At 36.3% G+C, this 23,871-nt stretch carries 27 protein-coding genes; 6 read left to right on the forward strand and 21 right to left on the reverse strand.

What is annotated here, in order from left to right; translation table 11 throughout:
• Positions 1-171 precede the first annotated feature (171 nt).
• The 3 genes from H0173_RS18460 to H0173_RS18470 all read right to left on the reverse strand — a co-directional run bounded on the left by H0173_RS18460 (position 172) and on the right by H0173_RS18470 (position 3,711).
• On the reverse strand, positions 172-2,496 hold the full coding sequence (locus H0173_RS18460) for a DNA internalization-related competence protein ComEC/Rec2 (RefSeq protein WP_221848125.1): 2,325 nt from the start codon (positions 2,494-2,496) through the stop codon (positions 172-174).
• A 52-nt stretch (positions 2,497-2,548) separates the two neighbouring features.
• On the reverse strand, positions 2,549-2,983 hold the full coding sequence (locus tag H0173_RS18465; protein WP_221848127.1) for a deoxycytidylate deaminase: 435 nt from the start codon (positions 2,981-2,983) through the stop codon (positions 2,549-2,551).
• 92 nt (positions 2,984-3,075) lie between these two features.
• Positions 3,076-3,711 carry a helix-hairpin-helix domain-containing protein gene (locus H0173_RS18470; RefSeq protein ID WP_221848130.1) on the reverse strand — a complete coding sequence of 212 codons (636 nt, stop codon included), beginning with the start codon at positions 3,709-3,711 and terminating at the stop codon, positions 3,076-3,078.
• An 87-nt stretch (positions 3,712-3,798) separates the two neighbouring features.
• Between H0173_RS18470 and comER the strand changes: the two genes are divergently transcribed.
• Positions 3,799-4,626, forward strand: coding sequence for a late competence protein ComER (gene comER / locus H0173_RS18475; protein WP_221848132.1), 828 nt, complete (start codon positions 3,799-3,801; stop codon positions 4,624-4,626).
• Positions 4,627-4,714: 88 nt separating this feature from the next.
• Here comER and H0173_RS18480 read toward each other — a convergent pair whose 3' ends face one another.
• Genes H0173_RS18480 through H0173_RS18515 form a run of 8 tightly spaced genes read right to left on the reverse strand, consistent with a single transcriptional unit; the run spans position 4,715 to position 9,750 of the window.
• Positions 4,715-5,470, reverse strand: coding sequence for a class I SAM-dependent DNA methyltransferase (locus H0173_RS18480; protein WP_221848134.1), 756 nt, complete (start codon positions 5,468-5,470; stop codon positions 4,715-4,717).
• Positions 5,467-5,823, reverse strand: a complete 357-nt coding sequence (gene rsfS, locus H0173_RS18485; protein ID WP_221848136.1) for a ribosome silencing factor — start codon at positions 5,821-5,823, stop codon at positions 5,467-5,469. The genes H0173_RS18480 and rsfS overlap by 4 nt, the downstream gene beginning before the upstream one ends.
• On the reverse strand, positions 5,820-6,395 hold the full coding sequence (yqeK, locus tag H0173_RS18490; protein ID WP_221848138.1) for a bis(5'-nucleosyl)-tetraphosphatase (symmetrical) YqeK: 576 nt from the start codon (positions 6,393-6,395) through the stop codon (positions 5,820-5,822). The genes rsfS and yqeK overlap by 4 nt, the downstream gene beginning before the upstream one ends.
• Positions 6,385-6,954: a nicotinate-nucleotide adenylyltransferase gene (locus tag H0173_RS18495; protein ID WP_221848139.1), complete on the reverse strand. Its 570-nt coding sequence runs from the start codon at positions 6,952-6,954 to the stop codon at positions 6,385-6,387. The genes yqeK and H0173_RS18495 overlap by 11 nt, the downstream gene beginning before the upstream one ends.
• Positions 6,955-6,976: 22 nt before the next feature.
• Entirely contained in the window at positions 6,977-7,267 is a 291-nt protein-coding gene (gene yhbY, locus H0173_RS18500; RefSeq protein ID WP_221848141.1) for a ribosome assembly RNA-binding protein YhbY, read from the reverse strand.
• A 3-nt stretch (positions 7,268-7,270) separates the two neighbouring features.
• Positions 7,271-8,101 (reverse strand): shikimate dehydrogenase, encoded by an 831-nt coding sequence (aroE, locus tag H0173_RS18505; protein ID WP_221848143.1) that lies wholly within the window; start codon positions 8,099-8,101, stop codon positions 7,271-7,273.
• Between the two features lie 26 nt (positions 8,102-8,127).
• The gene (gene yqeH, locus H0173_RS18510; RefSeq protein ID WP_221848145.1) at positions 8,128-9,231 is read right to left on the reverse strand and encodes a ribosome biogenesis GTPase YqeH; all 1,104 of its coding nucleotides are present in this window, start codon (positions 9,229-9,231) and stop codon (positions 8,128-8,130) included.
• A 3-nt stretch (positions 9,232-9,234) separates the two neighbouring features.
• The gene (locus H0173_RS18515) at positions 9,235-9,750 is read right to left on the reverse strand and encodes a YqeG family HAD IIIA-type phosphatase (protein ID WP_221848146.1); all 516 of its coding nucleotides are present in this window, start codon (positions 9,748-9,750) and stop codon (positions 9,235-9,237) included.
• A 395-nt stretch (positions 9,751-10,145) separates the two neighbouring features.
• Between H0173_RS18515 and H0173_RS18520 the strand changes: the two genes are divergently transcribed.
• Positions 10,146-10,286, forward strand: coding sequence for a sporulation histidine kinase inhibitor Sda (locus H0173_RS18520; protein WP_313770671.1), 141 nt, complete (start codon positions 10,146-10,148; stop codon positions 10,284-10,286).
• 112 nt (positions 10,287-10,398) lie between these two features.
• Here the strand turns inward: H0173_RS18520 and H0173_RS18525 are convergent, their stop codons facing one another.
• Positions 10,399-11,187: a phosphatidylserine decarboxylase gene (locus tag H0173_RS18525; protein ID WP_221848150.1), complete on the reverse strand. Its 789-nt coding sequence runs from the start codon at positions 11,185-11,187 to the stop codon at positions 10,399-10,401.
• 162 nt (positions 11,188-11,349) lie between these two features.
• Here H0173_RS18525 and pssA point away from each other — a divergent pair, with 162 nt between their 5' ends.
• Positions 11,350-11,889 carry a CDP-diacylglycerol--serine O-phosphatidyltransferase gene (gene pssA, locus H0173_RS18530; RefSeq protein ID WP_221848151.1) on the forward strand — a complete coding sequence of 180 codons (540 nt, stop codon included), beginning with the start codon at positions 11,350-11,352 and terminating at the stop codon, positions 11,887-11,889.
• A 56-nt stretch (positions 11,890-11,945) separates the two neighbouring features.
• Here pssA and H0173_RS18535 read toward each other — a convergent pair whose 3' ends face one another.
• Positions 11,946-13,739: a M3 family oligoendopeptidase gene (locus tag H0173_RS18535; RefSeq protein ID WP_221848153.1), complete on the reverse strand. Its 1,794-nt coding sequence runs from the start codon at positions 13,737-13,739 to the stop codon at positions 11,946-11,948.
• Between the two features lie 499 nt (positions 13,740-14,238).
• On the opposite strand from H0173_RS18535, the gene H0173_RS18540 reads away from it, so the two are divergent.
• Complete coding sequence (locus H0173_RS18540) at positions 14,239-15,213, forward strand: F510_1955 family glycosylhydrolase (protein WP_260631262.1); 975 nt, start codon at positions 14,239-14,241, stop codon at positions 15,211-15,213.
• Positions 15,214-15,265: 52 nt separating this feature from the next.
• Here H0173_RS18540 and sigK read toward each other — a convergent pair whose 3' ends face one another.
• Positions 15,266-15,988: an RNA polymerase sporulation sigma factor SigK gene (gene sigK / locus H0173_RS18545; RefSeq protein WP_221848155.1), complete on the reverse strand. Its 723-nt coding sequence runs from the start codon at positions 15,986-15,988 to the stop codon at positions 15,266-15,268.
• 220 nt (positions 15,989-16,208) lie between these two features.
• Here sigK and H0173_RS18550 point away from each other — a divergent pair, with 220 nt between their 5' ends.
• A complete protein-coding gene (locus tag H0173_RS18550; protein ID WP_221848157.1) occupies positions 16,209-16,370 on the forward strand; it encodes a hypothetical protein in 162 nt (53 codons plus the stop codon).
• A gap of 443 nt (positions 16,371-16,813) precedes the next feature.
• Here the strand turns inward: H0173_RS18550 and H0173_RS18555 are convergent, their stop codons facing one another.
• Complete coding sequence (locus H0173_RS18555; RefSeq protein WP_221848158.1) at positions 16,814-16,954, reverse strand: YrzI family small protein; 141 nt, start codon at positions 16,952-16,954, stop codon at positions 16,814-16,816.
• A gap of 361 nt (positions 16,955-17,315) precedes the next feature.
• The gene (gene mtnN / locus H0173_RS18560) at positions 17,316-18,011 is read right to left on the reverse strand and encodes a 5'-methylthioadenosine/S-adenosylhomocysteine nucleosidase (RefSeq protein ID WP_221848160.1); all 696 of its coding nucleotides are present in this window, start codon (positions 18,009-18,011) and stop codon (positions 17,316-17,318) included.
• A 181-nt stretch (positions 18,012-18,192) separates the two neighbouring features.
• On the opposite strand from mtnN, the gene H0173_RS18565 reads away from it, so the two are divergent.
• The gene (locus H0173_RS18565) at positions 18,193-18,399 is read left to right on the forward strand and encodes a YrzA family protein (protein WP_221848162.1); all 207 of its coding nucleotides are present in this window, start codon (positions 18,193-18,195) and stop codon (positions 18,397-18,399) included.
• 33 nt (positions 18,400-18,432) lie between these two features.
• Here H0173_RS18565 and H0173_RS18570 read toward each other — a convergent pair whose 3' ends face one another.
• The 5 genes from H0173_RS18570 to H0173_RS18590 form a co-directional block, all read right to left on the reverse strand.
• The gene (locus H0173_RS18570; protein WP_260631263.1) at positions 18,433-19,146 is read right to left on the reverse strand and encodes a YrrS family protein; all 714 of its coding nucleotides are present in this window, start codon (positions 19,144-19,146) and stop codon (positions 18,433-18,435) included.
• A gap of 217 nt (positions 19,147-19,363) precedes the next feature.
• On the reverse strand, positions 19,364-21,139 hold the full coding sequence (locus H0173_RS18575; RefSeq protein WP_221848163.1) for a peptidoglycan D,D-transpeptidase FtsI family protein: 1,776 nt from the start codon (positions 21,137-21,139) through the stop codon (positions 19,364-19,366).
• 57 nt (positions 21,140-21,196) lie between these two features.
• Positions 21,197-21,673, reverse strand: coding sequence for a transcription elongation factor GreA (greA, locus tag H0173_RS18580; protein ID WP_221848165.1), 477 nt, complete (start codon positions 21,671-21,673; stop codon positions 21,197-21,199).
• A 256-nt stretch (positions 21,674-21,929) separates the two neighbouring features.
• On the reverse strand, positions 21,930-22,565 hold the full coding sequence (gene udk, locus H0173_RS18585; RefSeq protein WP_221848167.1) for a uridine kinase: 636 nt from the start codon (positions 22,563-22,565) through the stop codon (positions 21,930-21,932).
• Positions 22,566-22,570: 5 nt separating this feature from the next.
• On the reverse strand, positions 22,571-23,839 hold the full coding sequence (locus tag H0173_RS18590; protein WP_221848169.1) for a peptidase U32 family protein: 1,269 nt from the start codon (positions 23,837-23,839) through the stop codon (positions 22,571-22,573).
• Positions 23,840-23,871: the final 32 nt, after the last annotated feature.

Here is a 23,871-nt window from a genome sequence, read left to right on the forward strand (position 1 = left end):
AGTAAGGAGCTAGTTTCGTTCATGATAACTCGGCTAACGCCTGGTGGTCTCCCGCTTCCCTCCATTCCCGCAGGAGTCAAGTGCCCTCCGCTCCAATCAACTCTGATATTTAAATTAATATCTACTTATAAAGCAACAAACTTTTCGAAAACAGCCTTTATTTAATACATCTTATGGCATCTGCTTAAAAAAGGTTCCTTTATCTCCTCTAAAAATATAGGTAATTGCCCCATGTTCATCTGTTCGCAAAATGTTAATTTGTCTATCCGATAAATTATTTAATACCTCTTTGTTTGGATGTCCATATCGATTATTTCTTCCTGCTGAAATAACGGCCAGCTTGGGACTGATCTTGTCTAATAGCAATTCAGAAGTTGACGATTTGCTCCCATGATGTCCTACCTTTAATACGTCTGCTTTCAAATTATGATATCGCCTGACCAGCATTTCTTCCCCGTTTTTCTCTAAATCACCTGTAAATAGCCATGTTAGTCCCCCAATGGTTGTAAATAGCACAATCGAGCCATCGTTTCTTTCTCCAGTCATCTCTTTCTGTGGAGAGAGAACATGAAATTGATGATTGCCAGCTGTCCAGCTGTCACCTGCTATTGTAAATTGGTAAGGTATTTGTTTCTTTTTGGCGTTCAATAATATCGTCTTCTCCAAATCAGAAAGCTCTTTGCTTTTTGGCAGCATTATTTTCCTTACACTAAGCTCTTCTATTAAAGCAGTAGCGCCTCCTATATGGTCCGTATCCCCATGTGTCAAAATCAGCTTATGAATAGTAGTAATCCCTTTGCTTTTTAAAAAGGGGATAACCACATCTTTACCTACATCATATTGATTCTTTTTCGTCTTCCACTCATCTGTCTGAAATCTCAATGTTCCTCCCGTATCAATAAGATAATTCCCTTTTCCATGAGGCAATCTAATGAAAATACTGTCCCCTTGACCAACATCTATAAACGTGATTTCTCCAAAAGGAGAGAACAAATATCCAAATCCATGCAGCAATATAACGATGATAGGAAGGATTTGTATCTGCACCATCCTTTTTATCCCTTTTATTCTCTCCCATAATGAAAAATAGAGAGGAATCACGAATAAGTACATAGCGAGAATAACTTTATTTGGCTTTCCTAAAGTAATGACTGCATAAGGAAACCTTGCTAATTGTTTTGCGAAATAGTCCATCCAATTGACGATGAAATTTATAATCACGACAAGAAAATGAATATTTTCTCCTAATAGCAGATGTAATAGAAAAATAATAAATATAGCAGGCAGGATGAAAATAGAAAATAAAGGGACAAATAGGATATTGGCGAGGACAGAGATGAGGGAGACTTCGTAAAAATAGAAAAGCATGATAGGTATAGCTGCAAGCTGACAGATAAACGAAACAGCAAATAATAAAGAAATCGGATGATTAAAGCGTTTTATAATAATGGGAGCTGATAGGATTAGAGCAAAGCTAACTCCAAAGGATAGCTGAAAACCTACGTTATAAACGACTTGAGGAAAGATGAAGGTATAAAGAAGAAAAACAATCCCAATCACATCAATGGTCATAAGCGACTTATTTCTTCCCCATTTTTGGAATCCTAAAAAAATGACCATCATAAAAACTGCACGAATAACTGATGGAGCAGCACCCGTAATGAAAGCATAACAAGGTAAAAAAATTAATAAGGCTGAGGTCATTTTCTCTCTTGATATACCAGTACGGATACCGAGAAAATAAATCATCCCCACAAGCATCCCAACATGAAGTCCAGATATTGCCAATAAATGAACGATGCCGAGCTTCTGATAAGAGGTTAGTACATCCTCTTCAATATAATTTCGATCACCAAACAGCAAAGCAATTGCTAAAGGCGCAGTTTCTTTTGGGAAATTGCTCTGCAAATAATTGGTACCGGTTTCCCTAAGTTTAGCGAAAAATGAAAGGGGAGTATTTTTTTGAGGTATACATTTTGAGGAGTTTAAGTATTCTGCTTTTAGTATCCAGTAAGTTTGATTTCGATTAAGATACTCTTTATAATTAAATGCATTTTGATTGGTGGAAGTAAATGGCTCTTCTAATAATCCTCTAACTGAACAGACGAAACCTACTTTTAAATTTTGTACAATGTCTGCCTTTTCTTCCGCTGTTTTTATTTTATAGTTTATGATAATTTTTTCATTCGATTTTATTTCTTTTGCCCTTGCGGAAAATGTATCTCCATCTACCTTTAGATTTTCCTGAAGATAAACTGAAAAATTTGTTTCATTTTCTTGAATTCTACTATAATTTGCTCTTTCAGCAAATTCACTGCGTACGAAAAACATGATGAAAATAAGGCTGATTGCTGCGAGCTGCCTCAAAGAATACCCTTTCCTTGCAGCAAGGAAATATGTTAGCAGCATCTGACCTAATAAAAAAGTAAAATGAACAAAGCTCGTTAATATTCCTAGCAGTGAGGCAACGGCGAAATAAATCCATTTGCCTTTCATATAAAGCTCTCCTTTATCTACATTTTTATTTTAAAAGGTATAGGAAAAAACCCTATACCTGCCCACTTGCTTCTTCTTTAGGAAGATGAATAACTTCCACATCCCTCAAAAAGTGTTCATTATATTTATTTGGGTAAGCATGTCGATATACAACCCTTGTAATTCCTGACTGAGCTAATGTTTTTGCACAATTTTCACAGGGCTCATGAGTAATATAAGCTGTCGCCCCTTTTAATAAACTTCTGTCAGCATGGAGGACTGCATTAAGTTCAGAATGCAGTGTCCGAATGCATCTCCCTTGATCATTTATTAGGCAGCCAGCATCCTCACAATGCTCATGGCCGTGTATTGAGCCATTGTAGCCAGTAGATACGATATGCTTATCTTTAACAATTACACAGCCTACATGCAGTCTTGGGCATGTTGAGCGTGAACCAACTTCATTGGCAATGTCTAAAAAATATTCATCCCAGCTTTTTCTTCCCACAATCCTAACTCCTTACTGTTAATTGTTTAAGTCTTAATGTCTTATATGCCAAGTTTAAGCCTCATGTTTTTGCTGGTCAATACTGTTGAGTGCTATTTTACTTTAATACTATCTTTTAATTTCTCAAAGGTTTTTTCGCCAATACCGCTAATCGATTTTAAATCCTCAATTACTTTATAAGGTCCATTAGTCTCACGGTATTCAATAATAGCAGAGGCTTTAGCTGGACCAATACCAGGGAGCGTTTGTAATTCACTTTCATTCGCCGTGTTCAAATTAACCTTCCCATCATTTTTTTCCTGTCCAGCACCTATATTTCCTACTCCGGCCGGCGGTTCTCCTGCTGCACTCTCAGAGATTTCGCCGATTTTTGGAACGTATATAACCATTTCATCTTCCACTCTCAGAGCAAAGTTTATTTGGGTCTCATCTGCGTTTTCGTTTAATCCACCAGCCTTGGTGATTAAATCGATAACCCGATCATTTCCAGTTGCTTCATACACCCCTGGATTTTTCACTGCTCCTTTTACATCCACTAATACAATTTCTGTCATTAAGATATTCTCTAGGCTTTCATCGTCATTATCTTCACTTGTCAGCAGCCATTCATTTTCCTCAAACACTTCACCGCTTTCCTCCACAGGCTGAAAAATAAAATAAATGGCGGCAATACAACCAATTAATCCTGAAATAATATAAATTTTGTACTCTTTTATCAAGGGAATCATCCATATCATCCTTTCGTTTTAGCATATTCTAATAGGGAAGTTCATATTGTATAGGAGAAAGTTTGCTTGTGAAGGAGGGACAATCAAATGAAAATCGGAATCATTGGAACAGGTAATATGGGGAGAATACTGACTGAAGCATTAATTGATGGAAAAGCCATATCTCCTTCATCAATATCAATTACGAATCGTACTTTGAAAAAAGCAATTGATATTAAGGAGAATTATCAAGAAATAAACATTGAGGAAAATGGGAAGGATGTAGCGGAGAAATCCTCGCTCATCTTTATTTGTGTTAAGCCTCATGATGTTCATAGAGTCATAAAGGACATTTCCCCCTTTCTAACAAAAGAGAAATGTATTGTTTCGATTACTAGCCCAATCAGTGTTGAACAACTTGAGAATATCACTTCATGTTCTGTAGCGAGAGTTATACCAAGCATTACAAATCGGGCACTCTCAGGTGTATCATTGTTATCCTTTGGTGCAAATTGTGATCATGAATGGAAAACAATTTTAAAAGAAATGTTTAATCAAATTTCTACAACAGTTGAGATAAACGAAAATATAACAAGAGTTGCTTCTGATATTGTCAGCTGCGGACCAGCATTCTTCAGTTATTTAACTCAGCGGTTTATTCTCGCTGCAGTGAAAGAGACAAAGATTGACCAGGAAACTGCAACAGTATTAGCTGAGAATATGCTTATTGGAATGGGCGATTTAATGAAGAAGGGTTTTTATACGCTGCCTACTCTTCAAGATAAGGTTTGTGTGAAGGGCGGAATTACAGGTGAAGGCATTAAGGTGCTGGAGAGTGAACTAGGTGATGTGTTTGAACATGTATTCCAGGCAACACATGCAAAGTTTGAAGAGGATATTAACCAAGTGAAAGAACATTATATAATCCGTACCTAGATTTATTCGGCATAAAAGAGGAATTTCCTCCCTACCCCCGTAATTTTTATTCAAATAATAAGGCCAGCTAAAAAGCTGGCCACTTCTCTTAAATTTGCTCATTTTTTCTGCAGATAAAAAATATCCGTTCTGAATCAGCTTCTGGAGGATTAGCCTCAAAATCACCGATCACTTCAAGTACGTCAAAGCCGGTTTCAAGTAGCCAATTCTTGTATATTTCAATTGGGTATGTCCTTTGAAAATGGAGCTCATCATAGCGATGATACATATTTGTCTCTCTATCTAAAACAAAAAAACTTAGATCATGTTCAATGCTTAATGGATGCTCTCCTTCAAAGCAATGCCAAATATAGCTAATTTCTTCATCATTCACAGCAAAGGTTTGATCTTTAAATATGTCACTCATCTTATAAATGGAATGAACATCAAATATAAATAGGCCTTGATCGGACAAATGCTCGTTTACTCCCTTAAATGTAGCAACAACATCTTCCTTAGACTGTAAATAGTTAATGGAATCACAAAAAATACCAATAATATCAAATGCGCCTAATCCTTGAAGTTCAGCCATATTTTGCTGATAGAAGCTCGGATTTAATCCTTTTTCTTCTGCCTTTGCTTGGGCTACTGTCAGCATATCTTCTGAAAGGTCGACTCCGGTAACATTTAAACCTTCCTCAGAAAATTTTATAGCAAGCTCACCCGTTCCGCAGCCAATATCAAGAAGCTGCCTCGAATTTACTTCGTATTTTCTTGCCTTATCTAAGACTAGTTCTACCCATCTATCATAGGGAACATCCCTCATTAATTCATCATAAAGATAGGCAAACTTTTCATAGCTCATTGATTTAACTCGCTTTGCACATTTTCAATTGGTGCATCGCCCCATAAGCGCTCAAGATTATAATAGCTTCTTTCATCCCGATGAAAAATATGAGCAACCACATCACCTAAATCAACGAGTACCCATCTTGCTTCATCAAAGCCCTCAATCCTTTTAATGCTATAGCCTTTTTCCTCTGCTTTTTCCTTCATTTCCCTAGCTATTGCTTGAACCTGCTTATCTGAATTTCCATGACAAATTAAAAAATAATCTGCAATCATAGAAATGCCCTTCATATTAAGTAATATAATATCTTCAGCTCTCTTATCGTCAGCAGCTTTTACCGCAGTTGACAGCAATTCTTTTTCGTTCATTCAATCAGTCCTCCCGACCGCATAATTAAGTCATTATAAGTGTTAAATGTATCTGGAAACACAGGCTGCCCCTTTTTCATTAAAAAAAGGATGGTGTTTTGAATAGACTTTATGAGCGCTTTATTTAGGCTTTTTTGTGCCATTTCACGCACTTCATCCACTCCCGGAAAATGTCTTCCAGGTTCAATATAATCAGCCAAGTAGATTACTTTTTCAAGTAATGTCATGTTTATTCTTCCAGATGTATGGAATCTAATTGCATCTAATATTTCGACATCCTCGATGCCAACCTCTTTTTGAACAAGAAAAGCCCCTACAGGAGCATGCCAAAGTTCACTATTGTATAGGAGAAGTTCACTAGGCATTCCTTGCTCAACAATAATCTTTTTCATTTCCTCTTTTGGGCGAAATTTTGCGTAATCATGGAAAATCGCGGCCATCTCTGCTTTTTTCGAATCTGCACCATACTTCTCCGCAAGACTTATAGCTGTATCCATAACCCCAATCGTATGCTGATAACGATGATCGGTTAATTGTTCTTTCACTATTTTTAAAGCAACGTCACGATCCATATAGGTTATTCTCCTTAATATAGTTCCTGACAGAATCGGGAACGAGGTACTGAATAGTCTCGTTTTCCTTTAGCCGCTTCCGTATAAGACTTGATGAAATCTCCATATTTGGAACATCCCTGAATAGAATTGGATATTGGCTTTCATGTTTATAGGAAGGACGATTAACTCCAATAAATTGGACAAGTTTTATTAGCTCATCTATATTCTTCCATTTAGGCAAATACTCAATCATATCTGCACCAATAATAAAGAAAAACTGTTTATCAGGATGTCTTTCCTTTAGGATTTTCATCGTGTCGTAAGTAAAGGAAGGTCCGGACCTTTCAAGCTCAATTAATTCAATTTTAAATTTAGGATGTCCACTAATCGCAAGCTTCAGTAAATTTACTCTGTCCCCATCATTAATGGCATGTGATTGCTTTTTATGAGGAGGCTTCTGATTCGGCATAAACCAAATTTCATCTAAATGAAATGCATTTAATACTTCGTTTGAAATAATTAAATGCCCAAGATGGGGCGGATCAAACGTTCCTCCAAGTATGCCGATCCTTTTCAAGCTTATCCCTCCCAGCTTTCAATTATGGCAGTTTAATTTGTTTATTTTCCCTAGATTCTTTATAAAGAATAATTGTATTTCCAATAATTTGAACAAGTTCTGCTCTTGTACCTGCTACTAATTCGTTCGCAACTGTATCTTTGTCTTCTTCACAGTTTTGCAGCACTGTAATTTTCATTAATTCTCGTGCTTCAAGTGCGTCATTTATTTGTTTAATCATATTTTCATTGACACCGCCTTTTCCGACTTGAAAAATCGGATTTAGATGATGCGCCTTAGAACGTAAGAAACGTTTTTGTTTTCCTGTTAACATTTGTTATCCTCCTAGTTGTGAGAGAACGATCTGTCTCATCCGTTGAGTATCAGGGAAAATCCCTGTCCATTTTTCAAAAGCAAGTGCTCCTTGGAACACAAACATATTTAAGCCATTTTGAGTTCTTGCGCCATTATTTTTTGCTTCAAGCAAAAACCTTGTTTCAAGCGGATTATAAATGATATCACTTACGAATGCCCCGGCCTTTAAATTATGTATTAAAAGCGGCGTTTCTTGAGCAGCAGGTGCCATCCCTGAAGGTGTTGTTTGAATAATTAAATCATATAATCCAAGCCTTTCTTCTGCTTCGCTAATTCCATATGCATTAGATTGGACGGAAAATGGACATTCATTTGCAATAAGTTCGGCCTTTGAAACGGTACGATTGCAAATGTCTAATGCAGCAACGCCTTCTTTAGCTAATGTAAAATAAATGGCTCTTGCAGCACCGCCAGCCCCTATCACTAATACTGATTTATCATGTAAGCTTGGAAGTTCCTCGGACAACCCTCTAACAAATCCGCTTCCATCTGTATTGTAGCCTATAAACTTCCCGTCCATATTCACGACTGTGTTAACGGCTCCTATAGATTTAGCAAGCGGATCTAACTCATCTAAATGCTCCATAATTGTTTCTTTGTGAGGAACTGTTACGTTAAATCCTGAAATACCGATTGCCTTGAGGCCCTTAATCGCATCTGCTAAATTCTCTCTCTTTACATGCAGAGGCTGATAATGGGCATCTATCCCATTAGCTTGAAATAAATCATTATGCATCGCAGGTGACATAGAATGAGCAATCGGATCCCCTATTACAGCAAAAAGCTTTTTCACGTCTCTCTCCCCTTAAACGATACCAATTAAATTAGTGATTTTCTTAATAGTGCATGAACACCTTTTGGAACATAGGCAGCTACTTTAGCCCCCGGTTCATTAACTGTAATCCAGCCAAGCCCAGAAAACACGATATCTGTTTTTCCTTCTTTTATTGTAAATTCGTGTTTAACCAGCTCAGGAAATTGATCTAATTCGTCTTTTCTTGGCGGAGTTAATAATTCACCTGCATGATTTTTATATAATTCATCAGCATTTTCTAACTTAGTCCGGTGAATTTTTAATTCATTTGAAAAATGGCATACAAATGACCTGCGACCCCCAGTAATATAATCAAAACGGGCTAAACCACCTATAAAAAGAGTTTGTTCTTCATTTAACTGATATACTGCAGGTTTAATTTCTTTTTTCGGTGTAATGATTTTTAAATCTGACTTATCGACATAATGTGCCATTTGGTGATGATTAATAATTCCCGGTGTATCAACTAGCGCTTTCCCATCAGATAACGGAATTTCAATAATATCTAGCGTTGTGCCAGGAAAATGTGAAGTGGTAATAACATCCCCTTCTCCTGTTACTTCCTTTAAAATACGATTAATAAATGTTGATTTACCAACATTCGTACAGCCAACAACATAAACGTCCTTGCCATCTCGATATTCATCAATAGCTGAGGCCACTTCAGAAATATTTTTTCCCTTTGCAGCACTGACAAGGAAAACATCCTCTGCCTTTAAGCCAAGCTCTTTAGCTTCTTGCTTCATCCAGTTAATTAATTTATTATGTTTCACCGATTTAGGAAGCAAGTCAACCTTATTTCCAACGAGAAGAATTTTATTCTTACCGACAAATCGGTGAAGGCCAGGAAGCCAGCTTCCGTTAAAGTCAAAAATGTCGACAATTTTCACAATAAGCGAGTCACTTTTGCCAAGCCCATTTAAGATTTTAAGGAAATCATCATCTGTTAAACTAACATCCTGCACTTCATTATAATGCTTTAAACGAAAGCAACGCTGACAAATAATTGCTTCCTTTTGCAATGCCGATTCTGGTGCATAACCTAATGAAGCGGGATCATCTGTTTGAATTTTCACGCCGCACCCTATACAAATATATTGTTCACTCACTAATTAATCCTCCCACTGTATCATGCCTTTTTTTCTAAACCAATTTAAAATTTGTCTTTCGACTTTTCGATTAAAACGTGTAAAGAAACCATCTGTCTGTGCAACTGGAACTACAAGTATTGTACGGAATCCGCTGCGGTTTCCACCTAATACATCTGTCAATAGCTGATCACCAATGACGACCGTTTCCTCTTTCTTTAGCCCCATTTCTGATAAAGCACGTTTAAAAGCCCGTCCTAAAGGTTTTCTTGCTAAAGGAATGAACGGAATATCTAAAGGCTCCGAAAATGCTCTCACTCGGCTATCGTTATTATTCGAAACAATTGTGATCTTAACATTGCTGTTCTTCATTTCTTCAAACCATTTAATTAATTTCGGTGTTGCGTTTGGACGATCCCATTCAACAAGAGTATTATCTAAATCAGTTATAATCCCTTTTATGCCATTTTCCTTTAATTTTTCTGGTGTAATTTCAAATATACTTTTTGCATGCTGATCCGGTAGAAATTTCTTTAACACGTTTAATAACACCTCTATTAACTTCTTCTTAATTAATGAATGACATTGAAAATTGCTATTTTTATGTATAACTCCATTAATCCGTTCTCATCATAACTAATTTTATGTTCTCTTTCAAACCTAGGCCATTTTGAGTAATTTGAAATATTTTTCGACAAAAATTCTCACAAGAAATTCTGTGGATAACTTTATACACATTAATCACAGCATTTTATCTACCTATACTTCCTTTATTAACAACTTAACCACAGGTTATCCACTAGATATTGTGGATAACAGAACGGTTGTTCTAATGGAAAAAGTTTGCTAGAGTTAGGTTACAACATTAAATCTTACATTATATGTATAAAAAAGCTGAATAGAACTATTTATTTTATTAATGGAGGTGAATGGACATGCGAAAGCTGTCAGACGAATTATTAATTGAATCGTATTATAAAGCAATTGAGCTAAAATTAAGCCATGACTTTATCAACTTAATTAAAACAGAAATTCACCGACGTTCATTATCTCATAAATTAAAGATGTCATCCTAAATTAATCTTGAATAGGGGGGACATTCCAACAACAAGATACTTCTTAGTCATGATCCTGCAGCATTACAGCGTCCTCCCAGCAAGAATTTTTTCTCTACTAAGACTATTCTTCTCACTTCATTTGTTTAAAAAAGCCAATTCTCTCTCCTACCTTTATGTCGTATGGAGTTTTAATTGTTGATAGCGGAGAAAAACTATTCTTCTCAAATAACAGTACTACTGTTGACCCAAATGAGAAATACGCCATTTCATCCCCTTTAATTAATCGATCACCTTCATGAATAACTTCTATTGAGTTAACAAACATTGCACCAACCTTCACAATTGAAAGGGTACCACATTCATGCTCAACCTCTGTTATTATACGATAGTTTTTTGATAGTGCGCTCTTTCCGTATTTTAATCCATATTTATTTACAGGATAAGATTTTGTTCCTAATATCCATTGGTCAATAACATGTCCTGTAACTGGGCTGTGAATACGATGGTAATGACTAGGACTTAAATAGAATATCATATAGTACCCGTCTGTATACTTATCTAACTTCTCATTCTTGCCAAGCATTTCGCTAATTGAGTAGTTCTTTCCTTTTACAGTAATAATATGCCCAGGCTGTATCTTTCCTATATCTTCAATGACTGCATCAACTGGACTAGTTGCAGCTTGAGCATCTTGATCGATTATTCGCATCCCTTTTTTAAGTGATCTTGTAAAGAATTCATGTAGAGTTGGATATTCTTCTAGTTTTTTCTCCATTTCATCCTGATTAATATGATATGCATTACAAAATGATGAGACAAAATTCTTACTAGCTTTAGATCGAGCAAATCTTTTTAATAAGCTTGATGTGATTTTTCCATTTGTTAGCTCTATTAACAGACGATAGATTGTTTGTTTCACCTTTACACCTCCAAATACTGTAAATATACCCTTTACTGAATGTAATAAAAAGTTTAGAATTAAATATTAATAATATAAGAAATTATTATGTGCTCGATAGCCCAATAGCACTAAGTTCTACAAAAATACATATTACGTATGTAACTAAAAGGAGTGTGGTAAATGTTTTTATCAGATATATTTGATCAAACAATAAAAAAGTTAAAAGCACAGACTGCAAATGTATTAACTTTAACCAATTTATCACTAGGCGGCTTTGCCCTTATTTTTGCCATAAAAGGCAATTTAAATTTAAGCTTGCTGCTAATATTTGTTGCAGCACTTGCCGACCGGTTGGATGGCATGGCAGCTAGAAAGCTTCAAATCGAATCAGAGCTTGGCAAACAATTAGATTCCATGAGTGATATTATATCATTCGGAGTTGCCCCTGCACTATTAATATATCAAGGAATTTTATCCGACTTTGGAGCTCCAGGATCCTTCTTCACTATTTTCTACATTGGCTGCGGGGCATTTCGTCTTGCCCGATTTAATATTAGTGAAAATAATGGCTATTTCACAGGACTCCCAATTACTGCAGCTGGCTGTCTTCTTACTCTTAGTTTCCTTGCTATCCCTTATATTCCAGGACCAGTCTTCTTATTTATAACGATCATTCTATCCTTATTAATGGTCAGTCCTTTTAAATTGAGGAAAGTTTGAATTTTTTCAAAAGCTAGACCACACCCATTTAAATTCAGGTGTGGCCTTTTTATTTATTATTTAGTTAACTCAAGAAACTCATTAATATCATTCACACATAATTGAACTGCTTTTTCCCAAAAATCATGTTTTGTTAAATCTTCATTCAAGTGCTTCTTAGCTAAATCTTCTACTGTCATGGATGCGGTGTCCTTTAGTAAAGCAATATACTTTTCTTCATAGCTCTTTCCTTCCTCAAGTGCACGTGCATAAATACCAAGTGAGAAGAGGAAACCAAATGTATATGGGAAATTATAAAATGGAACACCTGTAATATAAAAATGAAGCTTCGACGCCCAAAATGTTGGATGGTATTCTCCCAATGCTTCCCCATAAGCTTCTTTTTGAGCCTCTTCCATCAATAGGTTTAACCTTTCTTTGCTTACTAATCCGCTCTTGCGCTCTTCATAGAAGCGAGTTTCAAATAAGAATCGCGCATGGATATTCATTAATAATGCAACTGTTCTTTGTATTTTATCCTCAAGCAGCGCAATTTTTTCTTGCTCAGACTTCGCATTTTTAACAGATGCATCAGAAACGATCATTTCAGCAAGGGTGGATGCGGTTTCTGCTACATTCATTGCATAATTTCGATTCAATAGATGCAGATCCCTCATTGCATACGTATGAAAGCCATGGCCAAGTTCATGCGCCAATGTTGAGACATTAGATGGTGTTCCCGAATACGTCATAAAAATTCTTGATTGACTGCTTTCAGGAAAATACGTATGGAAGCCTCCAGGTGATTTTCCTGGTCTGTCTTCTGCTTCAATCCACTTGTCTTCAAACGCCATTCTTGCAAAATCTGTCATCTTTTCACCGAAATGCGAAAAGTTTTCTAATATAAATTCTGCTCCTTCTTGATAGGAAAGTTTTGTTTCAGTTTTAGTAAGTGGAGCATCTAAGTCATACCAAGTTAACTTTTCAACTCCAAGCAGCTCAGCCTTCCTATTAAGGAATTTCACTAGAGGCCCCTTATTATTTGAAATAACCTCCCACATGGCATCGAGTGTTTCCTTGCTCATGCGATTGATGGCTAAAGGCTCCTTAAGAACGTCATCCCATCCACGCTGCTTATAAACATTTAATCTAAACCCTGCTAAATGGTTTAACACTCTTGATAAATATTCGGATTGATCCTGCCATGCCTCTTCCCATTTATTAAAAATGGCTTTTCGCACTTCTCTATCGGGATTAGAAAATTTATTAGCAGCCTGCCCTACAGATAAAAGTTTTTCTTCTCCATCTTCTTGAAAAGGAATTTTAATTTTTCCGACAATCAGATCATAAAATTGGCTCCAGCTATGGTAACCATCTACTCCTAAGGCATTGATCAGACTTTCTTCTTCTTTAGATAATTTTTCAGCAGCTGCTTCACGGCGCTCAGTTAGTACAAATGACAATTCACAAAGACCCTTTTCCTTCACCATTTCCACCCAAACAGCGCTATCATAGCTTGTCAGTTTCTCATCAAAAACCGTTAATGCATTTTGGAAGCTCGCACTTAACTGTGTAATTTTTGCCCGATGTTCAGAGGCTTTCTGATCACTTGTATTTTGGGCCTGTAAACAGCTGACAAATGCTGCAGCCTCACGCATTTTTTTTGTTGCAATTTGAAAATGTTCAATTAATGAAGTGAGTGTTGTACTATCTGAAATCGTATTTGTTGTTTCCCAATTATGTACTTTTGAGCTAAATTCATTTATTTTTTCTTCAGTATTTTGTAAATGGCTAATAAAAGCTTCAGAAGAACTTCCACCCTCAAAAAAGACATCTAAGTCCCAGTTAACTGAATAAGTTGTTGTCGTCATCCATCTTCCCCCTTTTTAAATACTACAATAATAGTATAGGTTAACTTTTCAAAAATTTCTATTAATTAGGTTGTGCAAATATAAAAAACAAGGATAGCCGAATGACTATCCTCATACTTGATCGAATTTAAATTATCTAGCGCAATAAAACAAGCCTCCAAAAACTAATAGCAAGATTAGGAGAACAACTGCTAACGCTAGCCAAAACCCGCCCCCGCCATAGTATGGGACAGGAGGTGGAGGATAAGCATAAATATATGGGTATCCAAATGGCACTTTTCGTCCTGCCTCCTTTTTCATATCCTATTTTAAAATATGAATTTTAGTAAAAAAGCGTATAGGCATTAGTTTATCAATAAAAAAATGAATAAAAAAACGCAAATATACTATCAAAGAAGACAATTTTTTTATTTCGGTTCAATTCCTTTGCTTCTCCATTAATATATCCGTTAATATGGGAAGGGATTATTTCATAATTATTAGCAGTTGGAGTGATAACATGGTGTTTTCAATGTGGCATAAGAAGCTTCTTTCTATTTTAGCAATTATTTTTTTATTAGCATTATTTGGATGTTCAACCCACGAGCAAAAAGAAACGAAACGGACTGAAATCAATGAGAAGCATGCTGATCCGAGCTTTGAAATTAAAAAAGCAGAGCCTCAGCGGCTAGAAAACATTTTTGGAATTGGCTACCCTGGCAATGATGAAGGTCTCTATATTGCTTCTCAAAATGGCATTAAAATATTTTCAAATGGCAGCTGGTTAGAAGGAACCACCCAAAAACATGAATATATGGGATTTCAGACAACTTTGGATGGTTTTATTGCTAGCGGTCACCCTGAAAAGGATTCAAAATTACAGGATCCATTAGGTATAGTAAAAAGTATTGATAAAGGAGCTTCACTTGAACAATTAGCTTTCTATGGAGAAAGTAACTTTTATTTTTTATCTTCAAGTTACAACGGTAAAACGATGTATATAATCAATCAAGAAAAGAATTCAAAGCTAAAGCTCGGAGTCTATATGTCGGAAGACGAGGGAAAATCATGGGAAAAGGTAATGCTTAAAGGGCTCGATTCAAATACACTTGGAATGATTGCGGTTCACCCTGAAAATAACATAATGGCTATGTCTACCAGAGAAGGTATTTACTATTCTGAAGATAAAGGACAAAATATAAAGAAAATCACGAATCCAATTATGACAACAGCTTTAGCTTTCTCAGAGGATTCCCTTTACTATTCATCAGCGGAAAATAATAAGGTTCTTTTCTATAAAATGGATCTTCAATCTTTTAACGTTAATTCAGTTAATATTCCTTTTTTGAGCTATGATAATCCGATAACCTATATAGCTGTAAATAATAAAGATCAGAACAAACTATCTTTTGCCACTTATTTAAATGATGTATACGAATCTGCTGATGGTGGACAAACTTGGAAATTGGTCTTGAAGAACGGAAGAATAGAATAATAAAAAAAGCACAATCACAGCAAATATTTGCTAGGATTGTGCTTTTTCTCTTTTAACTATTTTTTCGTTTTTCCTTCTCTTTTTCTGCACGGTAGAACTCATGAAACATTTTCATTAAAGCACGTTTTTCAATTCTGGAAACATAGCTTCTTGAAATCCCTAATTCCTTTGCAATCTCTCTCTGTGTTTTTTCTTTTTGAAGATCTAAGCCAAATCGTCCAACAATGACTTCCTTCTCACGTTCATCTAATACTCCAATATATTCCTTCACCTTTTCCAGCTCCATATTAAGCTGAATCGTATTGATAACATCCTCTGAGTCTGATTTTAAGACATCAATCAGTGATATCTCATTCCCTTCTTTATCCTGACCAATTGGATCGTGAAGAGAGACATCTTTTTTCGTCTTTTTTAATGCACGCAAATGCATGAGAATTTCATTCTCAATACATCTTGCTGCATAAGTAGCAAGCTTTGTTCCTTTCCCTTCTGAGTAGCTCTCGATCGCTTTAATTAAGCCAATCGTTCCTATTGAGATAAGATCCTCTGAATCTTCTCCCGTATTTTCGAATTTTTTTACTATATGAGCCACAAGCCTTAAGTTATGCTCAATCAGCATATTGCGAGCATGTGTGTCGCCAGCAGCCATCAACCGCAAATACTTTTTTTCATCAGCAGCCGATAGCGGTTGAGGAAAAGCATTGTTTTTAACATAAGAAACAAGAAACACAATTTCTTTCACTAAGTAGCCAAGTGCAGTTAAGATTCCAGACATTCTTTCCACCCCCGCTTTCAAACACTTTAGCCTTAACTAATTCCTATGTCTAAAAGGAGTTGTTTTTGTCTGTCCAATTTATTTATTTTCTTAGGAAATATTTCCTTCATTTAATTTGTTCATTTATTTAATTTACGAATTATAATTAGCCGTTAAAATAATAGACACTGGTCTTATATGATAAAATATACATTATTCAATATGAAAGCAGGATCGAAATATGACAGCTCAGCGTGCCATTTTATTACTAGTATTTGTCATTGTATTAGTCTCGACAGTTTCGGAAATAATTTTTAGAGGATTCTCAGGAAAGCCTTTGCTGCTCTTTCTTGCGACTACCGCAATCATTATTTTCCTATGGGTTCGACCTGAAAGAAAATAATTTCATACGTATCAAAAAAGGATTAACCATTCGGTTAATCCTTTTTATCACTTATTCAAAGCTTACTGTGTCAACGCTTACTTCAGAAAAGATAATGCAGCCAACTGTGCAGCAAATTACTGCTGCTATCACAATCGTGAACATGTTTTAGCACCCCTTTTAATTTCCCATTATCTAATATAAAATTTACCATATTAACACCATCAAAATTTACAATAGGTGTGAACATTCTGTTAAATAAAGTTATTTAAATAGGGTTTAAAAAATATTATTGGCACTTCTTTTTCCGGAATGAAAGCGTTAGTAAAAGAACATGTAATGACATACGTATTCCTCCTAACTCTTTAGCTAGGTGGTATCATTCTCCACCCATAAAATTGCTTGCCTGCCTTGCATAAGATAAAACATCCTAATTACCACCTTTCTCTCCAAATTTTTTTAAATTAAAATGTACGGTATAAAGTATATTGGCGATTACGATTTTCTTCATGAATCTTGTGTACCATTTCATTATGCATAATTTCTTCCATGGTAGGTTTTCGTTTCTTAATTGTGATCGTTAAGAAAAAAATATTAAGTGTCATATTGTCTCACCTCCTCAAAAGCCAGTCAATTTTGACAGGCGTGTGTTCAAGTTCCTTTAACATAGGCACAAAAAAGCCGCAAAGAGATACTCCCTGCGGCATAAGTTACAAAAAGACCACAAGGAAACGATTCTCCCTGCGGCCTGGACGGTTATGTTAAAAGATTAAGCAATCCATTCCTTGTCGGTCGAATTCGTAAAGTATAAAGTTTTAAAAGCACTGTCAATTCTAATAGACATGATCATCTCATTCGACCTCCTTTTAGGAATTTTTCACTTACAAAGGTAATTATATCCATCCACTAATCATTTGTAAACCTTTTTTTGGCATAAATTTTAAAAAATTTTAAAATAGTGCACTATTACTTTAAAGCATCTACGATTTTCATCACTAGATCTGCAGAATGAAGTGCTGCTTTTTCTAAATACTGTTCAAATGATACATCCGACTCCTTACCGGCAATATCCGATAAAGAACGAATAATCACAAACGGTTTCCCAAACTGATAGGAAACTTGCGCAATCGCAGCTGCCTCCATTTCTACAGCCTGAAGATTTGAAAACTTATTGCGAATAAATTCTACTCTAACCGGATCATTCATGAAGGAATCTCCTGTTGCAATTAATCCTCGTACAACTTGAATATCATTAATTTCGCGGGCACATTCCTCCGCAATTTGAACTAATTTACTGTCTGCTTCAAAAGCTGCGGGCAATTGAGGCACTTGCCCGTATTCATAGCCAAATGCAGTTACGTCTACATCATGGTGACGTACTTCTGAAGAAATCACAACATCTCCCACATTTAATTCCGGAGTTAAACCGCCTGCTGATCCTGTGTTAATGACAACGTCAGGATTAAATTTTTCTAATAAAATGGCAGTTGATAAAGCTGCATTCACTTTTCCAATCCCTGAACGAAGAAGAACTACTTCTGCACCGTCCATTTTCCCTGTTGTAAACTCGCAGCCAGCAATAATACTTTGTTGCTGCCCATCTATTTTTTCACGCAGTAATCTCACTTCTTCTTCCATTGCCCCAATAATTCCAATTTTCATTTATGAATACCTCTTTCTATATTTGTTTCTCTTTATACATGTTCCCAATTTACCATTCTCATATAAACCTATCAACAGAAATCTTTCACTTGTGTTAAACATTTTTATTATGCCTTGTCACTGGCCGCCCTTGCTTATCTGCGATAAAATACATACAAATCAATATAAAGGAGACAATAAAATGAATTTTCAGTTAGATTTAATCCAAGATAAAATTGAGTTTTTCGAAGCCTATGATTTAAAAACTCTTGAAAAAAAAATTAACACCCAAATTGAGCACAACAAAGCAATTTTGCTTCAAGTCCACCAAGTATCACACCAAATGATCACCGACGAAAACGGTAAACCATATTATTCAGCAGTTGTACATTTTAAAGCAAAAAAATGAGGAAGGCAAGAATGCCCTCCTCTTACTCATCAATCAGTTTACTTTATCTACCTCTTCTACTTTAGTCGGCTTCCAGCCCTGGCCATCTACCCACTCGATATAGACTCGGTACTTTTCCTGCTGATCCTTTGAAGAAATGGTTCCTACTGATTTATTATGTCCGTTATTACCTAAAAACCAAACTGTCATATTATCCTGACTAATACCAGTTGCATAAGAAATAGCTTGCAGCATTTCAGCCCAGTCAACAGAATCAGCATCGTATACAGATGTATGTTCACCTGCTTGTGATGTTCCAATTGGCTTCCAGCTTGAATTCTCTATCGTCTTTTTTACATTGTCTCCTTCTCCACCATCAGTCACAACTGCATCCTCTTCATTTGCTGGAGCTGGGTCTTGTTTTTCAGGACTATTGTTTGTTGTATCATCTGAACTGTCCTGATCTTCACTTTCAATATTTGTTTGAGCCGTCTCTTGTGCATCAGAATCTGTGTTGTTATTGTCTATTTCTGACTGGTCATCACTTGATGATTCATTTTCCTGAATCTGGTTATCCTTTTTATCATTTGCTTTTCCAGCTGTATTCTCATTATTGCTCCCTCCGAAAAAAATCACGGAAGAAACAATTATTATAAGCAAAATAACTAGACCAATTAACAAATTTAATATTAAATTTGTTTTTCTTCTTTTGCCTCTAGATCCAGAGCGGGATTCCCTGCTTGGCGGCAAACTATACTTTCCTTTCAAAAAAAATCTCCTCCCCACTTGCTTCTTCAAAAAAAATATTCTGAGTGAAGTAAAGCTAATAAAACGAACATTACCATTCAATCATGAAATGATTAATTTGTCCATGCATGTGAACTTCCAAAAATATCAGCTTGGGTTTCACTCTCCTAACATACAATGACGGATATAAACTGAGGAAAGTTTCACTTTAGCATAAATTAGTGGGTATAAAAAGAGACTATTCCTTTATTTTTTGATTATGATCATAGTCATAGATGCCTTTGACTAAATCTGCAAACAGACCATTTACACCACCACTATCCGAAGTTACACCCAAATTAACTGTCACAAGTGCATATTTAGGATTAGCATATGGAAAATAACCAGCAAACCATTTGTTATAAAGAGGATGCCCATCTTCCATTCTCCCTGTCTCTCCTGTTCCTGATTTCCCTGCCACCTCGTATGGAAGGGTTTGAAACCATCTTCCCGTTCCATTTTCATTAATGACCACTTCTCTTAATAGCTTTTGAAGCTTCATGGCTGTATAAGGAGATATAGTCTCACCTTCTAGACTTTGCTTATTAAACTCTAATAAGGAGGTACGATTCTTATATTCTATTTTGGAAGCGACACGAACCATTTCTTTTTTCCCGCCTCTAGCAATCGTTGCCATCATGTTTGCGACCGCTAAAGGGGTGGCTCGAACTTCATGCTGCCCAATCCCAGTTAATCCTACAAAATTTAGATCTTTCTTTTCATTCTCTGACAAAAAGATTCTACCCTTATCTTCTTCCTGAAGCTGTTTGAAGTCACTAAAATGATAAATGTCACCTTTCCAGCCCACTGGCCCGGTTAATGATAGTTTATCTGCATATTCTTCTAGAATATTTGGGTCTATTTCCTTCAATTCCTTTGCTAGTGTAGCAAAAGTATTATTACAGCTTCTCGCAAAACTATCATTGAAATCAAGCATCCCATATTGAAACTGCAAATCTGGTTCTCCATTGATTTTCTTACTGCAATCAAAGGTTCGAGCAGGTTTTGCCAGATCATAATCGATGGCAGCTGCAGCGACGACTGTTTTGAATACAGAACCCATTATTTGCTGTTTCATCATTACATTTACTGCTCCCCCTGAAGACTCATTAAATGGGTCTTTGCGATTAATAGAGGGTCTTGAGACCATCGCTGCTACTGAATTTGATTGAATATCCAGTAGGACAATTCCTCCTTTTTTGATTCCATACCGGTCAGCCAGCTCTTCAGCTAAGCTTTGTAAATCTGAATCTATCGTCGTTTTAATATTAACTGGGTAAAAAGGATTTGCTGGTTCTACATACTTCACATTTATTCCAAAAAGAGGTCCACCAGTAGCATCGACATGATAGACGAGCTTTGATTTGCCATCAGGTAAAAGAAATTCGTCAAAACTTTTTTCCATACCAGTTAATCCAATCATTGTAGAGCTGGACAATTCTTTATTCGGGTAACGCTTACGCAGCAGACTGGCATTCTCTCCAGTAATTCCGATTAAATGCTCTGCAGGGTTCTCTGTTAAATGATATTTTTTTTCAACAGCGAATACACCTGGAATTTTCAAATTATTTATTTCATCCATTTGTAACTCTGTTAACACAAAAGGCTTGGGATCTCCAAAAGCAAAAGGATCTTTTGAATTTTCCACTGCATGACGTAAAGAATACTCCGAAACTCCGATGATCTCTGAAATTTTTTTACTATCCCAGTCCATTTTCTTCAAAAAGGGAAATAAAATTAGGACTGGAAGACTTTTATGTGTAATCGGACTGCCATTTTTGTAGAGAAAGTTTCCTCTTCCTGTATCTAGCACCATTTCCTGTGATCGCTGACTTACACTTGCCTCAAGCAAATTTATTTGCCTATTCGTAAAGGCCTCTGTTGACACTAATTGGAGCTGTACAAGCCGCCCGAGTAATACAGAAAACATTAACAAACAAATACAAAGCCAAGCTATTGCTCTTTTTCTCCACATAAATAAACACCTCGTCAAAAGTTTTGACGAGGTTTCATTTTTTCAAACTATTTACTTTTATTTAATTGTTACAATACGTACGTCCATTTCTCCTCCAGGAGTTTGAACCTTTACTTCATCGCCTACTTTTTTACCAATAAGGCTTTTCGCAATTGGCGAATCATTAGAGATCTTGCCTTCAAATGGATCTGCTTCAGCACTTCCTACGATTGTATACGTTTCTTCTTCACCATCCGGCAGTTCAATAAATGTAACAGAGCTTCCTAAAGAGACTACATCTGCACTTAGTTCTGCTTCAGAAATAATCTTTGCATTTCGAATCATGTTCTCAATAGTTGTAATTCGGCCTTCAACAAATGCTTGTTCTTCTTTAGCTGAATCATATTCTGAGTTTTCTGATAGGTCTCCAAAGCTACGTGCTATTTTTATACGCTCAACTACCTCTTTGCGCTTAACAGACTTTAAATATTCTAATTCCTGTTCAAGCTTTTCTTTACCAGCTTGTGTCATTGGGAAAACCTTTTCAATTGCCAAAACCTTCACTCCTTCAAATATTCACAACTGTATTAGTCGTGTTCTTTCTGTATTTTTATGTACGCCCCCATGCTAAGAAAGCAAAGAAGCATGTAGATATTTTTGCAGGCTACCTGCAGTATTCTTGCTTGCGGCAAAATTCTAAATGACTTAATCGCGCAGTTTTGCTAATTAATATAGGAGCGCGACCTTTTAAAGGGCGCGCGCTTCATTTGTCCATTATCTGGGACCTTATTATATTTTCTATGCTATTGTGTCATAAAAATGACTTTTGTTCAAGAATTGTTTGAATTTTTGTTACCATTAAGTCAATTGCCACATGATTATGTCCGCCTTCAGGGATGATAATGTCAGCATAGCGTTTTGTCGGTTCAATAAATTGGTTATGCATTGGCCGTACGACATTCACATACTGATCAATAACTGAATCCATTGTTCGTCCGCGTTCTTTAATATCTCTGAACAAACGGCGAATTATACGTAAATCTGCATCTGTATCAACAAAAAGCTTAATATCCATTAAGTCACGAAGACGTTCATCCTCTAACACAAGAATGCCTTCTAAGATGATAACATCCATTGGCTCAACTTCAATAACCATTTCAGATCTAGTATGGATGGCATAGTCATATACAGGCTTTTGAATGCTTTCATATTTCAGCAGGCTTTTGATATGCTCAATAAGTAAGTCATTATCAAAAGCTAATGGATGATCGTAATTTGTTTTTAACCGTTCTTCAAAAGGCAGATGTGCTTGATCTTTATAGTAGTAATCCTGTTCAAGCATTAAAATGGAATGCCCATTAAAGCGGTCATAAATTGATTTTGCTACACTAGTTTTACCGGAGCCTGAACCGCCGGCAACACCGATCACAACAGGTTTGCGAGTCATGCAGATTAAATCTCCTTTCGCATCATATTGTGAGGATAAACCGGCTTATCGAGCTTGAACTGTACAATTTGCAGCGGATGGCGGGCTGCGTCCAATTCATTTCCTTTTTCATCCCAAATCTTATCAATCACATGTGTGAAGTTTTCAATTTCCGGACCGAAAAATTCGACTTCTTGACCAGGTTTAAAATGATTGCGCTGCTGCAATGTCACGATTTGTGTTTCCGGATTATAATCTAACACTAACCCTACGAAATCAAAATTCGTCTTTTTGCTATGATTTCCAAACATTTGCTCCTTATACCCAGGAATTCCTTCGAAAAATGCAGGTGCTGTTTCACGGTTCGCACATTTCGCTAGCTCATCTAGCCATTCTTGTTTAATTTTGAAATTTTCCGGGTCAGCACAGTACGCATCAATAACTTTACGGTAAACACTAACAACCGTTGCAACATAATGGATAGATTTCATACGTCCTTCAATTTTCAAACTATCAATGCCTAGCTCAATCATTTGCGGGATTGATCCAATTAAATTAAGATCCTTTGGACTCATAGCAAATGGAGCATCACCCTCATTATAGAATGGTACTTCATTTTCATCTTCTAATTTATATAAATCGTAGTCCCAACGGCATGATTGACAGCAGCCGCCACGATTTGAATCACGTGCTGTCATGTGATTACTTAACGTGCAACGTCCAGAATATGCAATACACATTGCACCATGAATAAAGGTTTCGATTTCAATATCGACTTTTTCCTTCATCTCACGGATTTCTTCTGCACTCGTTTCACGGGCAAGAACAACACGTTCTAACCCTTCTTCCTTCCAAAACTGCACAGCCTTCCAGTTAGATAATGATTGCTGTGTACTTAAATGAACTTCTATTTCAGGAGCAACCTTGCGGCATGTTTCAATAATAAGCGGATCAGCCACAATAATTCCTGCTACTCCTGCTTCTTTTAAACCTAATAAATAGTCTTCAAGGCCGTCTATATTATCATTATGAGCGTAAATATTTGTTGTAACATAAATCTTCGCACCGTACTTCTTGGCGAATTCTACGCCTTCTTTCATTTCTTCAAATGTGAAGTTGTCTGCATTTGAGCGTAAGCCGTATTCTTGTCCGCCGATAAATACGGCATCAGCGCCATAATGAACGGCAATTTTTAATTTTTCTAAGTTACCAGCTGGAGCGAGCAATTCAGGTTTTTTCACGATGACCCTCTTACCGTTAACAATCTGGGAAATGTTATCCTTCACCGCTGTCATCATACAGCTCCCCTTTCAAATTGGTTAATACG

Source organism: Bacillus sp. S/N-304-OC-R1, from assembly GCF_019749375.1.
Taxonomy (GTDB): Bacteria; Bacillota; Bacilli; order Bacillales; family Cytobacillaceae; genus Cytobacillus.

Bases quoted from the DNA above. Each gene is read 5' to 3' on its own strand.
- H0173_RS18470 (WP_221848130.1), bottom strand. From the start codon at position 3,711: ATGATTCCCTTGATAAAAGAGTACAAAATTTATATTATTTCAGGATTA.
- comER (WP_221848132.1), top strand. From the start codon at position 3,799: ATGAAAATCGGAATCATTGGAACAGGTAATATGGGGAGAATACTGACT.
- H0173_RS18460 (WP_221848125.1), bottom strand. From the start codon at position 2,496: ATGAAAGGCAAATGGATTTATTTCGCCGTTGCCTCACTGCTAGGAATA.
- mtnN (WP_221848160.1), bottom strand. From the start codon at position 18,011: ATGAAAATTGGAATTATTGGGGCAATGGAAGAAGAAGTGAGATTACTG.
- yqeK (WP_221848138.1), bottom strand. From the start codon at position 6,395: ATGGATCGTGACGTTGCTTTAAAAATAGTGAAAGAACAATTAACCGAT.
- H0173_RS18550 (WP_221848157.1), top strand. From the start codon at position 16,209: ATGACAGCTCAGCGTGCCATTTTATTACTAGTATTTGTCATTGTATTA.
- udk (WP_221848167.1), bottom strand. From the start codon at position 22,565: ATGACTCGCAAACCTGTTGTGATCGGTGTTGCCGGCGGTTCAGGCTCC.
- H0173_RS18565 (WP_221848162.1), top strand. From the start codon at position 18,193: ATGAATTTTCAGTTAGATTTAATCCAAGATAAAATTGAGTTTTTCGAA.
- sigK (WP_221848155.1), bottom strand. From the start codon at position 15,988: ATGTCTGGAATCTTAACTGCACTTGGCTACTTAGTGAAAGAAATTGTG.
- H0173_RS18535 (WP_221848153.1), bottom strand. From the start codon at position 13,739: ATGACGACAACAACTTATTCAGTTAACTGGGACTTAGATGTCTTTTTT.
- yhbY (WP_221848141.1), bottom strand. From the start codon at position 7,267: ATGTTAACAGGAAAACAAAAACGTTTCTTACGTTCTAAGGCGCATCAT.
- H0173_RS18540 (WP_260631262.1), top strand. From the start codon at position 14,239: ATGGTGTTTTCAATGTGGCATAAGAAGCTTCTTTCTATTTTAGCAATT.
- rsfS (WP_221848136.1), bottom strand. From the start codon at position 5,823: ATGAACGAAAAAGAATTGCTGTCAACTGCGGTAAAAGCTGCTGACGAT.
- H0173_RS18590 (WP_221848169.1), bottom strand. From the start codon at position 23,839: ATGACAGCGGTGAAGGATAACATTTCCCAGATTGTTAACGGTAAGAGG.
- H0173_RS18555 (WP_221848158.1), bottom strand. From the start codon at position 16,954: ATGACACTTAATATTTTTTTCTTAACGATCACAATTAAGAAACGAAAA.
- pssA (WP_221848151.1), top strand. From the start codon at position 11,350: ATGTTTTTATCAGATATATTTGATCAAACAATAAAAAAGTTAAAAGCA.
- H0173_RS18480 (WP_221848134.1), bottom strand. From the start codon at position 5,470: ATGAGCTATGAAAAGTTTGCCTATCTTTATGATGAATTAATGAGGGAT.
- H0173_RS18520 (WP_313770671.1), top strand. From the start codon at position 10,146: ATGCGAAAGCTGTCAGACGAATTATTAATTGAATCGTATTATAAAGCA.
- H0173_RS18575 (WP_221848163.1), bottom strand. From the start codon at position 21,139: ATGTGGAGAAAAAGAGCAATAGCTTGGCTTTGTATTTGTTTGTTAATG.